At 71.4% G+C, this 14,212-nt stretch carries 12 protein-coding genes; 9 read left to right on the forward strand and 3 right to left on the reverse strand.

What is annotated here, in order from left to right:
• Positions 1-67: 67 nt before the first annotated feature.
• Complete coding sequence (gene pseB, locus ABD830_RS35135; protein WP_344997416.1) at positions 68-1,042, forward strand: UDP-N-acetylglucosamine 4,6-dehydratase (inverting); 975 nt, start codon at positions 68-70, stop codon at positions 1,040-1,042.
• Entirely contained in the window at positions 1,042-2,166 is a 1,125-nt protein-coding gene (locus ABD830_RS35140; RefSeq protein ID WP_344997418.1) for a DegT/DnrJ/EryC1/StrS family aminotransferase, read from the forward strand. Before pseB ends, ABD830_RS35140 begins: the two co-directional genes overlap by 1 nt.
• 24 nt (positions 2,167-2,190) lie before the next feature.
• Here the strand turns inward: ABD830_RS35140 and ABD830_RS35145 are convergent, their stop codons facing one another.
• From ABD830_RS35145 to ABD830_RS35155, 3 genes are read right to left on the reverse strand one after another with little or no spacing between them, the layout of a single operon-like run.
• Positions 2,191-4,077, reverse strand: coding sequence for a glycosyltransferase family 2 protein (locus tag ABD830_RS35145; protein ID WP_344997420.1), 1,887 nt, complete (start codon positions 4,075-4,077; stop codon positions 2,191-2,193).
• A 40-nt stretch (positions 4,078-4,117) separates the two neighbouring features.
• Positions 4,118-5,800: a class I SAM-dependent methyltransferase gene (locus ABD830_RS35150; RefSeq protein WP_344997422.1), complete on the reverse strand. Its 1,683-nt coding sequence runs from the start codon at positions 5,798-5,800 to the stop codon at positions 4,118-4,120.
• A gap of 29 nt (positions 5,801-5,829) precedes the next feature.
• On the reverse strand, positions 5,830-6,666 hold the full coding sequence (locus ABD830_RS35155; RefSeq protein WP_344997424.1) for a hypothetical protein: 837 nt from the start codon (positions 6,664-6,666) through the stop codon (positions 5,830-5,832).
• A 161-nt stretch (positions 6,667-6,827) separates the two neighbouring features.
• On the opposite strand from ABD830_RS35155, the gene ABD830_RS35160 reads away from it, so the two are divergent.
• The 7 genes from ABD830_RS35160 (at position 6,828) to ABD830_RS35190 (ending at position 13,719) form a co-directional block, all read left to right on the forward strand.
• The gene (locus ABD830_RS35160; RefSeq protein ID WP_344997425.1) at positions 6,828-7,073 is read left to right on the forward strand and encodes an acyl carrier protein; all 246 of its coding nucleotides are present in this window, start codon (positions 6,828-6,830) and stop codon (positions 7,071-7,073) included.
• Positions 7,051-7,818, forward strand: coding sequence for an SDR family NAD(P)-dependent oxidoreductase (locus tag ABD830_RS35165; RefSeq protein ID WP_344997427.1), 768 nt, complete (start codon positions 7,051-7,053; stop codon positions 7,816-7,818). The genes ABD830_RS35160 and ABD830_RS35165 overlap by 23 nt, the downstream gene beginning before the upstream one ends.
• A complete protein-coding gene (locus ABD830_RS35170) occupies positions 7,818-9,125 on the forward strand; it encodes an AMP-binding protein (protein WP_344997429.1) in 1,308 nt (435 codons plus the stop codon). The genes ABD830_RS35165 and ABD830_RS35170 overlap by 1 nt, the downstream gene beginning before the upstream one ends.
• A gap of 46 nt (positions 9,126-9,171) precedes the next feature.
• Positions 9,172-10,197, forward strand: coding sequence for a LuxE/PaaK family acyltransferase (locus tag ABD830_RS35175; protein ID WP_344997431.1), 1,026 nt, complete (start codon positions 9,172-9,174; stop codon positions 10,195-10,197).
• Positions 10,197-11,417 carry an acyl-CoA reductase gene (locus ABD830_RS35180; protein WP_344997433.1) on the forward strand — a complete coding sequence of 407 codons (1,221 nt, stop codon included), beginning with the start codon at positions 10,197-10,199 and terminating at the stop codon, positions 11,415-11,417. The genes ABD830_RS35175 and ABD830_RS35180 overlap by 1 nt, the downstream gene beginning before the upstream one ends.
• A gap of 83 nt (positions 11,418-11,500) precedes the next feature.
• The gene (locus ABD830_RS35185; protein WP_344997435.1) at positions 11,501-12,172 is read left to right on the forward strand and encodes a polysaccharide deacetylase family protein; all 672 of its coding nucleotides are present in this window, start codon (positions 11,501-11,503) and stop codon (positions 12,170-12,172) included.
• A gap of 8 nt (positions 12,173-12,180) precedes the next feature.
• Complete coding sequence (locus ABD830_RS35190) at positions 12,181-13,719, forward strand: hypothetical protein (protein WP_344997437.1); 1,539 nt, start codon at positions 12,181-12,183, stop codon at positions 13,717-13,719.
• Positions 13,720-14,212: the final 493 nt, after the last annotated feature.

Raw genomic sequence — 14,212 nt, forward strand, 5'->3', positions numbered from 1 at the left:
TCGATCGCGCTATGCTACCGAACTGCTCGAACGACTACAGCGCGTCAGCGCGATTTCAGGGGGCCACGTGAGCATTCTCAGTGGATCGTCGATTCTGATCACCGGAGGCACGGGGTCCTTCGGCAAGGCGTTCATCCGCCACGCGCTCGACTCGCTGGGGGTGCGCCGCCTGGTGGTCTTCTCACGCGACGAGCTCAAGCAGTACGAGCTCAGGCAGCTCTTCAGCGACGACGAGCGCCTGCGCTGGTTCATCGGCGACGTCAGGGACCGCGAGCGGCTGGCCCGCGCCATGCACGGCATCGACCACGTGGTCCACGCGGCGGCGCTCAAGCAGGTCGACACGGCCGAGTACAACCCGTTCGAGTACGTCCGCACCAACGTCGCCGGATCCCAGAACGTCGTCGAGGCCGCCATCGACTGCGGCGTGCGCAAGGTGGTCGCGCTCTCCACCGACAAGGCCTCCAGCCCGGTCAACCTGTACGGGGCCACGAAGCTGGTCGCCGACAAGCTCTTCGTCTCGGCCAACCACTACGCCGCCGCCCACGAGACCCGATTCTCCGTCGTCCGCTACGGCAACGTGATCGGCAGCAGGGGCTCGGTGGTGCCGTTCTTCCTGCGCCTGGCGGAGCAGGGCGCCAGCCTGCCGATCACCGACAAGCGCATGACCAGGTTCTGGATCACGCTCGACCAGGCCGTCAGGTTCGTGGTGGACTCGTTCGACCTCATGCGGGGCGGCGAGCTCTACGTGCCGCGCATCCCGAGCATGCGCATCACCGACCTGGCCGAGGCGCTGGCGCCCGACAGCACGATCTACGAGATCGGCATCCGGCCGGGCGAGAAGCTGCACGAGGAGATGATCGCGCCCGACGACGGCCGCAGGACGCTGCGCCTGCCCGACCGGTACATCGTCCAGCCCACGATCGCCACCTGGGGCTACACGCCGCCGGGCGGAGAGGTGCTGCCTGAGGGGTTCACCTACCGCTCCGACACCAACGACCGGTGGCTCTCGGTCGCCGACCTGCGCGCCATGGCGACCGGCTGATGCTCCCCTACGGGCGGCAGTCGATCGCCGATTCCGACGTCGAGGCCGTCGCCGGGGTGCTGCGCGGCGACTGGCTGACCACCGGGCCCGCCGTCGGCCGGTTCGAGGCGGAGCTGGCCCGCTGGACGGGCGGCGTGCCGTGCGTGTCTGTCACGTCGGGGACTGCCGCGCTGCACGTCGCGTACGTGGCGGCCGGGGTGCGGGCGGGCGAGGAGGTGGTCACCTCGCCGCTGACGTTCGTGGCCACGGCGGCCACGGCCGTGCTGCTGGGCGCGCGGGTGCTCTTCGCCGACGTGCAGCCCGACACGGGCAACCTCGATCCTGACGCCGTCGCCGCGCTGGTCGGTGAGAGGACACGGGCGGTCACGGCGGTGGACTACGCGGGCCATCCGGCCGACTACGACGAGCTGCGCACGGTCGCCGACTCGGCCGGGGCGGTGCTGGTGGCCGACGCGGCGCATTCGATCGGGGCCGCGTACAAGGACCGGCCCGTGGGCGCGCTCGCCGACCTGACCACGTTCTCCTTCTTCCCCACCAAGACCGTGACGACCGCCGAGGGCGGCGCGGTCGCGGCGGCCGACCCCACGCTGCTGCTGCGGGCCGACCGCTTCAGGAACCACGGCCTGGTCAGGGACCCGGCCGACCAGCGCGAGCCGGACGTGGGCGGATGGCATCAGGAGGTGCACGAGTTCGGGCTGAACTACCGCCTGCCCGACGTGCTGTGCGCGCTGGGGCTCAGCCAGCTCGGGCGTCTCGCGGCCTTCCGCGCGCGGCGGTGGGAGCTGGTCGCGCGCTACAACGCGCTGCTGCGTGACGTGCCGGGGCTGACGCTGCCGACCCAGCGCGCGTACGTGCGGCCGAGCTGGCACCTCTACCCGGTCAGGGTCCAGGACGGCCGCCGCCGCGAGGTCTACGAGCGCATGCGGGCCGCCGGCATCGGCGTGCAGGTCAACTACGTGCCGGCGTACTGGCACCCGGTGTTCGCGGACCTCGGCTACCAGCGCGGGCTCTGCCCCCAGGCCGAGGCCTACTACGCCGAGCAGCTGTCGCTGCCGCTGTTCCCCGATCTGACCGACGCCCAGCAGGACCGCGTCGTGGAGACGCTCGCCGGCATCCTTGCCTGACCGGCGCTGCCTGACCGGCGCTGCTCAGCGCTCGGCCAGCAGCAGGCAGCCGTCCTCGCCCCGGTCGACGAGGAAGCGCCGGTCCGCGACGGTCGCGACGGGCCGCTGCCTGGTCCGTACGAGCGGCCTGATGGGTTTGCCCTGGTCGATGACGACCTCCCACCACGACTCGTGACCGACGCACTCGTCGATGTCGGCCAGCGGCACCCGCGCCTGGAAGTCCTGGCCCGCGAGCGTCACGGGGAAGTACATCTCCTCGCCGTCGCTCCTGCGCCGCAGCCTGACCACCGGCTCCCCGTCTCCCAGATCGGACAGCTGCCCCGAGAACACCAGGTCGCCGCCGTCCACCCGGCACTCGCGGATGATCGCCTCCGCCGTGCGAAGACGCAGGCCCCACGCGCCCCTGGGACTGCGTACCGGCACCAGCCACACGCCCCTGCTGAGGCGCGGCGCGGGGATCAGCGGCGGCAGCCAGCGCGGCCCCGCCACCCGGCCGTCGAGCTTCAGCCCGTGACCCCTGAGGCGCACGCACAGGTCCCAGCGGCCATGCCTGGCCAGCTGCGCGGGCGTCAGCGCGGCCGGGTCGAACGCGAACCTGAACGGGAACGCGTGCTCCGGCAGCGGGCCGCCGTCCTCCTGCGCGACGCTCTCCCAGGTCGGCACGCTCTCCTTGTCGGAGAGCAGCACCTTCGCGCCGGTCCTGCGCTCCTCGAGCCAGACCTTGACCCGCATCCGGCGCAGCTCACCCACCTCGAACCTGCCCAACCCCACGCGGCCCACGCCGTGGAGCACGCCGTCGCGCCAGTCGAGGCTCACCAGCCTGGCGGTCACGGCCAGCTCGTCGGAGACCTCCGACAGGCGCTCCGGCATCATCGGGTGCCTGCCGTACCAGCGCCTGCGCAGGAGCCCGGCCGCGCCCACCCGGGGCTGCAGCTGCCCGCAGCGGTCCTGGGCGAAGACGTACGCCAGCTCGGACAGGCGGCGCTGGTGCAGCAGGTGGACCTGGAGGCGCAGCGGGTACGGGATGCTCCGCCAGGCCTCCCGTGACACACCGTCGAGGTATCGGGCGGCCAGGTCCAGCAGGGCCGGGTCCGCCGCCGCGCCCATGGCGGCCATGGCCTCCACGGCGACGGACATGTCGATGTCCAGCGTGTCGCGGTCGAAGTCCGTCTTGAGCCCCGGCGCCCCCCGTTCCAGCAGGGCGGCGGTCTCCAGCACGGACAGGAGGCGGTCGCGCAGGTTGCCGGGCTCCAGGCGGCGCTGGGTGATGGAGGCGGCCTCCTCGTCGCGCTGCCGCCAGTGGTAGACGATCGCGGCCAGCACGTCCACCTTCTCCGCCCCCACGTGGGCCGCCATGGCGACGGGCTGGTCCTCGTACATGCGCTCGGGGAAGCTCAGGCCGAGGCGGTCCCAGAACGAGCGGCGATAGACCTTGTTCCACAGCATGCGGTCGCGGACCAGCAGCGGGTGGCGGGTGATGTGGGTGCGCCTGATCGGCCGGGCGAACGCCTCCCTGTGCGCCCACGACGGCATGAGCAGGTTGCGGTAGAGACGCATGACGTTTCCGCAGGCCAGATCGGAGCCCGTGGACTCGAGCGAGGACACCATGCGTTTGAACGCGTCGCGCGGCACGGTGTCGTCGCCGTCCACGAAGGCCAGGTAGCGGCCGGTCGCCCGGCCCACCCCGACGTTGCGGGCGTGGCCCACGCCCTGGTTGTCCTGCCTGATGAGGCTGATCCGGCGGTCATCGGCCAGCCTGGACCCGACGACGGCGGCGCCGCCGTCGCGGCTGCCGTCGTCGACGCAGATGACCTCCAGGTCGTCCAGCGTCTGGGCGGCGATGGAGTCCAGGCAGGGCCCGATGTACCTCTCGACGTTGTGGAACGGGACTATCACCGAAAGAACCGGCACACGCTCTCCTCTTTCTGGGTGGTTATCCGTTTCTCCATGGCTAGCCGGACAGCAGCCGGATGACCCTGCGGGCGACCTTGCGGGGGCGGGCCAGGCGGCGGGAGAGGCGGTATCCGAGCGTCTTGCGGTAGGCGGAGGCCTTGCGCTGGCTCCTGCGCAGCTTGGCCTTCGCCCGCACCAGCTCGCGCTCCCGGTAGGAGAGCTTGGTCTCCAGGCGCGAGATCCTGGCCAGGGCCCCGGTGAGCTGGTCGGCCAGGCGGTCGCGGACCCCGAGCAGGTCCCGGTACGTGGGCACGTGCTCCTCGCCGGGGCAGCCCAGCTCGGCGTCCAGCTTGCGGGCGCGGTCGAGGTCGCCCTGGCCGCAGGGACGGTCGGCCATGCCGCACAGGGTCAGCGCGAGCTGGTCGGCCTCCAGCGGCCACGGCCACGGGTGGTGATGGCCGGCCGCCAGCAGCCTGACCGCGAACCGCCACAGGATCCTGCACAGGACGATCCTCGGCTCGGGCGGGGTGGACGGGCCCGCCGGCGGGCTGATGGCCGCGAACCGCTCGCCGTCGTACACCAGGCAGTCCGTCGCGGCCGACACGTCGCCGCCCGCCTCCAGCCATGCGGCCAGCTCGCGCAGCAGCTCGCGTACGGCCCGGACGTCCTCGCGGGCGCAGGCCTCGACGAGGATCTCCTCCACGACCCGGCCCGCCGGGATCGGGCGCTCCTCACCGTCCGGGAGGCGCCTGGCGCCGTCGCCGGTGAGCTCGTACAGCGTGGCGCCCTCCTCGACGAGCCCGAGCGGCAACCCGGTTCCGTCGTCGTCGGTCGTGCAGAGCCCGTGCGGCGGGCGTGTCGCAACCGCTTCGGTGTCGTGCGGCGGGCGTGTCGCGATCGCTTCGGTGTCATGCGGGGAGCGTGTCGCCGCCGCTTCGGTGTCGTGCGGGGGGCGTGTCGCCACCGCGAGCCACAGCGGTGCGAGCTCCTCCCCCAGGCGGTGCCGGAACACCAGGCGGGTCAGCTGGAGCGGGTCGGCCACCAGCATGCGCTCGCCGCCCCGCGCGCTCAGCGGGAACGTGAGCGCGTCCGGGAGGTCGGCGGCCAGCGCCTCGCGGGACAGCAGCGCGCGGGGCGCCTGCCTGGCCGGATACGCCGCATAGCACCGCCGCACGCTCAGCCCCGCCGACTCCAGCCCCCTGTCGAGGGCCGCGGGACCGCTGGGGTAGGTCGGGTCGAAGCCGTGCGGCGCCCACTGGTCGTCGCCGCCCTCCCGGTCCGCCGGCCTGGCCTCGAGGAACCGGTCGACGCCCAGGTCATTGCGTACGCCGAGCACCAGCAGCCCGCCGGGCGCGGTCAGCCCGGCCAGCGCCCCGAGCGACTCGCGCCAGGCCGCCGCGGGCGCCTCGGCGGAGTGCGTGCGCAGCAGCCCGTCCAGCGCCAGCACCAGGTCGTACGGCTCTTCCGCGGCGAACACCTCCAGCCGCCCGCAGAAGACCGCCAGCCCCGGATGCCGTTCGCCGAGAGCGCAGGCGTCGGGGTAGGAGCGCAGCAGCACGGCGGCCGACGTGGCCTGGGAGACCACCTCGTCCACCAGCCCCTGTGGATGCGGCCCGACCAGCAGCACCCGGCCGCTCGCCGGGATGAGCCGCCTGATCAGCTCGAGCGCCGCGCCCCGCCAGTCCGTGATGCCGCCCATGTTGGACATGTCGGACCACAGCAGCATCTCTCCGCCGATCAACCGAACATTCTCGGGCAAATCAGTCGTGTTCATACAGCCCGTGCCCGCTTCCATCCGAACATTCGCAGTAGCTCCTCCGGTGTCGCCTGATATTCGAATCCCAGCTCGCGCCGCGCCACCTCCGCCGCCAGCTCGCGGTCGACGTGCGTGCCGTGCAGCTCGGGCCAGAGGCGCATGCGGCGCGCCGTGCCGCCGTACTCGGGACGTTCGTCCTCGAACTGCATCGGATCCCCGTACACGGCCACCTCGCACCCCACCGAGGCGCCGTAGAACAGCGCGCTGCCGAGCCGGTTGGAGGCCACCCTGCGGTGGCGCCGCAACTGGACCAGCTGCTTGCGCAGGAAGTCGCGGCCCTTTCCCTCCCAGCGGGAACCGCGCTCGCCGTGGCAGATGACCCGGAACCCCCTCGATTCGTACGCCCGCCGAATGTCCGGATTCGCGAATTCCAACCAATAAAGGCAGACCGTGACACGCTCGGTCTCGACATTTCGGATTTCGTCGGCCAGCCGGGCATGGTCGCCAATGACGGAGTGCTTTTCCCAGCCATGAAAGGGATACCAGATCGTACCCTTGCGCTCGGGCACCGTGCCCAACTCAGGCTCCAGGTGAAGCAGGTAAATCCAGGGCGCGCCGATGAGGTAGTGCCCCCTGCGGCCCATGGACCAGCCCCGGCGGCGCAGCACGTCGGACCAGATGAAACGGGGATATCCGGGGCTGCACCAGTGGTCGTCGGGCGGAAATCCGTGGAGATAGTTCCAGCCGTGCTGAAGGAAACCCTGGATGCGTTTCGGCGACTCCTCCGGCAGGCCGCAGTATCTGCTGAGTATGCGCGAGTGCCCGTACCAGTGATTGGATTCGTCCATCATTCCCCCCGTACGGTGGACCGTGTCCGTCCGACATTCCCAGTCCTCAACGGGCGCCACCCGCCGTTATACGGTTCCATTACTGGAGACGGGGGCTTGGTTTTTCCTCATCCCGCAGATCCCGCTACACTGTGTCGCGGCTTGAGGACAGAGAGTGAGTGATCATGAGTCATCTCGACCGCCTGCGGGCCGTCTTCCGCGGCGCGCTCAACCTCCCGGCCGACGCCGACGTCGACGGGCTCGAATACCGCGCCATCCCTCAGTGGGACTCACTGGCCCACATGGCACTGATCGCCGCGATGGAGGACGAGTTCTCCATCATGATCGACACTGACGAGATGATCGACATGAGCTCGTTCGCCAAGGCGGCCGAGCTGCTGGAGAAGCATGGCGTCGGCGCCGCCGTCTGAGGCCCCGGCTGAGCGCAGGGTCGTCCTCGTCACCGGCTCGACGGCGGGCATCGGACGGGCCGTCGCGGCCACGCTGGCGGCGACCGGCTTCGACGTCGTGCTCCACGGGCGCGACCAGGAGCGGACCGCGAAGGCCGCCGCCGAGGTCGCCGCGGAGACCGGCGGGGTCACCGACTCCGTCGCCTGCGACGTGGCCGACGCCGGGGCCGTGTCGGCCGTGATGCGGCAGATCTACCAGCGGCACGGCCGGCTCGACGCGCTCGTGGTCAACGCAGGTGTGCACGCCGGCGGCCCGCTCGGCATGACCCGGCACGACACGGTCGACCGGCTCTTCCAGGTCAACGCCGTGGGGGCGACGTACACGCTGCAGTCCTCGCTCAGGCTGCTGCGCCGCGGCACCTCTCCGGCCGTGGTGCTGGTCTCGTCGATGATGGGCCGCATGGGCGGCGCGGGCCAGGCGGTCTACTCCGCCACCAAGGCGGCCCTGATCGGCCTGACCCTGGCCGCGGCCAAGGAGCTGGGGCCCACCGGCATCAGGGTCAACGCCGTGGCCCCCGGCTACATCAAGACCGACATGCTCGCCACGCTCGACGAGGAGGCCCGCGCCGCCACCGTCGCCGCGACCCCGCTCGGGCGGCTCGGCACGCCGGCCGACGTCGCCGGCGCCGTCGCGTTCCTGCTCTCGCCGGCCGCCGCCTTCGTCACCGGCCAGGTCATCGGCGTGGACGGCGGGCTGGTGCTGTGATGTTCCCGCACCCACAGGCCCGCCTCGTCATCGCGGGAGAGCCGGCGAGCCTGGGCGGCGACGAGCTGCTCCACCACGTCAACCGCACCGCGGAGGCCCTGGCCCGGCTGCGTCCCGGGCCGCTGTTCTGCGGCATGCGCAACAACCTCACGTCGGTCCTGCGCTATCTCGCCGCCTGGCGGTCGGGCCGGCCGGTCGCGCTGCTCGACCCCGACCTGTCGCCGGGGGCGCTGGCCGAGCTGGTGGGCCGGTTCCGGCCGACGGCGCTGCTCGGCTTCACGCACGCGGCCGACGGCTCGCCGCCGCCACGCCACGACGCCCCAGAGCCCCATCCCGACCTGGCCGTGCTCCTCGCCACCTCGGGCTCGACGGGCAATCCCAAGCTCGTACGCCTGTCGCGCCAGGCCGTGTCGGCCAACGCCGCCGCCATCGCCGCGGCGCTGTCCATCACCTCCGACGAGATCGCGCCCACCAGCCTGCCGTTGCACTACAGCTACGGGCTGTCGGTGCTCAACAGCCATCTGGCGGCGGGGGCGACCGTGATGCTGACGGAGGCGGGGCTGCTCGAACGGTCGTTCTGGACGCATCTCGACGCGCACCGGTGCACGTCGCTGGCCGCCGTACCGTACCAGTACGAGATGCTGCGGCGGCTGCGCTACGAGCGGTCCGAGCACCCGACGCTCGTCACGCTCACCCAGGCCGGGGGGCGGCTCAGCCCGGAGCTGGTCACGGAGTTCGCGGGCAAGGCCGACCGGTTCTTCGTGATGTACGGGCAGACGGAGGCCACTGCCCGCATCGCCGTCCTGCCCCCCGACCGCCTGGCCGACAAGCCGGGCTCCGCCGGGCCGGCCATCCCCGGCGGGCGGCTGTCCGTCGACGAGGGCGAGATCGTCTACCACGGGCCCAACGTCATGATGGGCTACGCGGAGACGGCTGCCGACCTGGCCAGGGGCGACGATCTGGGCGGCGTCCTGCGTACGGGCGACCTGGGGCGGCTCGACTCCGAGGGGTTCCTCTACATCACGGGGCGGCTCAGGCGGATCGGCAAGGTCTTCGGCGTGCGGGTCAACCTCGACGACGTCGAGCGCCTGCTGCGCGGCCCGGTCCCGGTGGCGGCCACCAGCGGCGACGACCGGGTGACGGTGTGGGCCGAGGGCCTCGACGCGGCCGGCTGCGCGGTCCTGGCGCGGCGGCTTGGGGCCGAGCTGCGGGTCCATTGGAGCGGGTTCGACGTCCGCGGCATCGACAGCCTGCCCTTGCTGTCCACCGGCAAGGTGGACTACCGGGCGCTGGAGTCGCGCACATGACGGCCGGCGAGCGCCCCGCGACCCGCCGTGGGGTGGAGGGGGGCAGGTGAGCGTTTTCAGCTTGGCCGAGCGCGAGCGGGAGGCAGCCCTGGCGAGCGAGCTGGCGGCGCTCACCGAGCGGCACAGGCAGGCGTGCCCGCCCTACCGGAGGATCCTCGACGCCATCGCCGCGCGGCCCCCGTACGAGCGGCTGGTCGAGCTGCCCTGGCTGCCCGTGCGGCTGTTCAAGACGCACGAGCTGCGCAGCGTGCGGGAGGACCAGGTGTTCAGGGTGCTGACCTCCAGCGGGACCACCGGGCAGCAGCCCAGCCGGGTCTATCTCGATCGCGAGGCGGCCGCGGCGCAGACGCGGATGCTGGCGGCGACGCTCAGGGAGGTGCTCGGCGAGCGCCGGCTGCCGATGCTGATCGTGGACAGCCGCTCCGTCGTACGCGACCCCACGCTGAGCGCCCGGGGCGCCGGCGTGCTCGGGATGATGAACTTCGGCAGGGACCACACGTTCGTGCTGGATGACCAGGGCGGGGTGGACGCGGAGGCGGTCGAGGCGTTCCTGGCGCGTCACGGGAGCGAGCGGTTCCTGGTCTTCGGGTTCACGTTCATGGTCTGGCTCCACCTACGCGGCCTCGGGGCGGACCTGTCGCAGGGGGTGCTGATCCACTCCGGGGGGTGGAAGCGGCTGGCCGAGCAGGCGGTGGACAACGCCGAGTTCCGGAGGCGGCTGGCGGCCGAGTGCGGGCTGAGCCGGATCCACAACTTCTACGGGATGGTCGAGCAGATCGGCACCGTCTTCCTGGAAGGCCCCGAAGGCGATGGGCTGTACTGCCCCGATTTCGCCGATGTCGTGATCCGTGATCCGGAGAGCTGGCAGGAGGCGGCCGTCGGCGAGCCGGGGCTGATCGAGGTCGTCAGCACGCTGCCCACGTCCTACCCCGGCCACGTGCTGCTGACCGAGGACCTGGGCGTGGTGCGCGGCGTCGATGACGGGCACTGGCCGGGAAAGCGGTTCGAGGTCCTGGGCAGGCTGCCCAGGGCGGAGGCACGCGGCTGCAGCGACACCATGGGGCAGGGCTGATGCTGGACGACCCGAAGCTCGATGTCCGCTTCCCCGCCGGGGCCCACGTGCCGGTCGAGGAGCTGCTCGGGGAGCTGGGCGGCGGGCTCGACGTGGGTGACGAGCGGGTCCGCGAGTTCCTCTCCGCCTTCGGCAGACGGCTACTGCGGCCCGCGCTGGCGCGGCGCCACCCCGAGCTGGGCTCGCTCGGCTTCTTCCTGCGGCCCAGCGAGCTGGCCCGCACCCTGGAGGGGCTCGGCACCGAGCACGTACGCGTGCCGCGCGGCCTGGTCTTCCACATCCCGCCCGCGAACGTCGACACCGTCTTCGTCTACTCCTGGGCCCTGTCAGCCCTGATGGGCAACCGCAACATCGTGCGCCTGTCGCCCCGCTCCGGCGCGGTCGCCGAGGTCATCCTGGACACCCTGCACGAGGCCCTGACCGACGCCGATCCGGTCATAGCGGCCACCCAGCGCATCGTCTCCTATGGCCGCAGCGACGGCATCACCGCCGCGCTCTCCGCCGCCTGCGACCTGCGGGTGGTGTGGGGCGGCGACGGCACCGTACGTGAGATGCGGCGTCACCCGCTGGCCCCGCACGCCCGCGACCTGGTCTTCCCCGACCGTTCCTCGTTCGCCGTCGTGCGCGCGGCGGCCTGGTTGTGCGCGCCCAGGGCGGCGCGGGTCACCGTGGCCGAGGGGTTCGTGAACGACACCTACTGGTTCGACCAGGCCGCCTGCTCCTCGCCCAGGACCGTGTTCTGGGTGGGCGCGGAGGGCGACTGCGACGCGGCGCGGGCCGACTTCTGCGAGCACGTGGCGCGAGTGGTGACCGTACGCGGGTGGGGGGTCGATGCGGCGATGGCCGTGGAGAAGCGCGTCTCCACCTACGGCCTGGCCGCCGACGGGCTGGCGGAGAGCATCGAGTTCCGGGGGAACGCGCTGGCCAACGTGACGCTGGCGGCGGCGGCCACGGCGCCGAGGCAGTGGCTGGGGGCGGGGACGTTCGCGCACGCGAGGCTCGGGTCGCTGGCGGAGCTGGTCATGCTGGTCGAACGGCGGGACCAGACGATGACGCACTTCGGGTTCGCCAAGGACGAGCTGGAGAGGCTGGCCAGGGAGCTCGCCGGGCGCGGGGTCGATCGCATGGTGCCGGTCGGGAGCGCGTTGAGCTTCCACCGGGTGTGGGACGGGTTCGATCTCCCTGCCGAGTTCACGCGGCTGGTGACCGTCATCAAATGACGCTTGGCTCGCGAGATGGGCGTATTCAGAACGAGACGCCCTGGCATGCGCGGTCTGGGGATATTGGCCCTAGGCTGTGATCCGTGGTGTTTCATGCCCTGCTCGCGGTGACGCTGGCCATGACCTCGCTGCCCGCCCAGGCGACAACGGTCGACTGCGCCCGGGTCAAGTGCCTGGCCCTGACCTTCGACGACGGCCCAGGCCCGAACACGCCCGCCCTGCTCAAGACGCTCAAGCAGGCAGGGGCCAAGGCCACGTTCTTCCTGGTCGGCAAGCAGGTGGAGAAGCGGCCGCAGGTGGCCAGGCAGGAGCTCGCGGAGGGGCACGCGATCGGCAACCACACCTACTCCCACGCCTCGCTGCCGTCCCTGTCGGACGAGCAGATCCTCGACGAGATCAAGACCACCCAGAGCGCGATCCAGCAGGCCACGGGGGTGCGGCCGACGATGTTCCGGCCGCCCTACGGGGAGACCGACGACCGCGTGCTCGGGCTGGCCGACGAGCTGGACCTGGCGCAGGTGCTCTGGACGGGCACGACGCTCGACTGGAAGCTGCGTGACACCAAGAAGATCAAGGCCGCCGTGCTCAGGCTGGCCAAGCGCGACGGCATGATCCTCATGCACGACGTGGTCCCCGCGACCGTGAAGGTCATGCCCGAGATCCTCAAGGAGCTCAAGAAACGCGGCTACCACCTCGTCACGGTCCCGACGCTGCTACGCGGTAAGGGGCCGAAGCCGGGAGTCAGCTACCCCTGATCAGGATCATGGGCAAGCGGAGGCGATGGGTCGCACTCGCGACTTTCGTGGTCATCCAGGCCGTCCTCGGCTGCTGGTGGGCCGCATTCTACCCGGGCCTGTTCAGCCGCGACTCGGTCCTGTACCTCAGCCACACCGTCGTCGGGCCCTGGGTGAGCGACCACTCGGTGCTCTACGACGCGCTGGTGTGGCTGAGCTTCACCAAGACCGGTGACCTGGGCGCGGTCACGTTCGCGCAGACCACCGCGATGGCGGCGGCGCTGACGTATCTGGCGCAGTCCCTGAAGGCGCTCGGCGCGCCCCGCCTGCCGACCACTCTCGTCGCGATGCTGATGCCGCTGGCGCCGCCCGTGGGCGCGTTCTCGGTGACGTTGTGGAAGGACGTGCCGTTCACGATCTGCGCGATCGCCATCGCGGGCGTGTGCGCGCGGATCGCGGCCAGGCGCGCTGTCACCGTGCCCGCGCTGGCCGGGCTCGGGGTGCTCTTCACGCTGCTCGGCCTGTTCCGGGCGAACGGCTTCCTCGTCGTGGGCGTCGCCGTCCTGGCGCTGCTGGTGATCGTCAGGACCATGCGCGTGCGGCTGCTCCTGGCCGGCACCTTCGCCGCCGCCCTCCCGCTCGTGCTCACGAACCTGGTGTTCCCGAACTTCGGCATCGCGGCCCCGTCCAAGACGTACGTGTACCACACGGCGTTCGGCGACATCGCGGTGGCGTACCGGGACCATCCCGAGCTGTTCAGCGAACAGGACAAGACGCTGATGGCGTCGGTGGCGCCCCTGACGCGGTGGCAGGAGGGCGGGACCTGCTACACGGTCAACCCGCTGATCTGGCGGCGGGACTTCAGCTGGCAGCAGGCCGACGCGCATGCCTCCCAGCTGCTCGACCTGTGGAAGCGGCTGCTGCTCTCCGAGCCGCGCATGATCCTGGACACCCGCCTGTGCCGGGGGGCGATCGCCTGGAGGCCCGTGCAGGACGATCTCACGATCGGGGGGATGACCTACCGGTTCTCGCGACGGCCCAACGCCGACACCTACGTGGGGCCGAACAAGGTGCCCGACTTCCCCGGGCGCTGGGTCTACTCGCTGCGGCCGCTGTCATGGGAGCTGAACCGGGTGGCCGACCCGTGGCTGGCCGACGCGCTGGCGCCGCAGTACGACTGGGCGCTGTGGCGGGGGGCGCTGTGGGCGTACCTCTCGTATCTGGCCGTGGGGTTGGCGGCCTGGGCCCTGCGGAACCGGTACGTGCTGGGCGTGGCCGCCGTGGTGGCCGGGCAGCAGCTGGCCATCCTGGCCAACATCTCGGCGCAGGACTTCCGGTACATGGCCTCGCCGATCCTCATCGGGGTGCTGCTGGTGCCGCTGCTGCTGGGGAGCGTGGGGCGGCTGGTGGTGGCGTCGGTACGGCGGGGCGGGCGCGCGCTGCGTCCCGTACCGGCGGAATCTGAGACGGTCACGTCCTCACCGGGCGAGCCCGCGCCGAGCGAACGTTCGCCGAGTGAGCCCCCCGCGCAAGACGAGCCGGACGTACCTGGACACGGACCCGGCTAGACGCCGACGGCGACGCCAGGACGTCGTGGCCACTGGCAGTTGCCGCCTGTGACAGGACAAATGTCCAGGGAGTACTCGCGGTCGGTGAGGATTCGGGAGCGGCGTTGAGCCCCGTCCATTCCCAATGACCTGGAAGAACCGCCGCCAGAGTAGCCAGTGGATGGGTGCCGGCTCGTCCTCGAAGTGAGGGAACCACCGTCACGCCCGTGACGTGCCTACGCGCACCGACATCGAGGCACGATGCATGGACATTGGCGAAACCCAGCAGAAGAAGGAGTAACCGCTGATAAGAGGGGTTGCGGAGCCGCTGGGCTCCGTCGGGCATTGGATCCTTGTAGCGGTACATGTCCCGGTCCGCCTGCGTGCCCACGACAGCGTAGGTCAAAGGAACGACTCGCCGTGCGACAGGCACACTCCCCTTGTGGGCATCCGCGTAGCAGCGGTAGCACTTCGTGTACTGCGAGGGGACAGGAGCCGTACAGATGTCACATGT

It is taken from the genome of Nonomuraea helvata, from assembly GCF_039535785.1.
Lineage (GTDB): Bacteria > Actinomycetota > Actinomycetes > Streptosporangiales > Streptosporangiaceae > Nonomuraea > Nonomuraea helvata.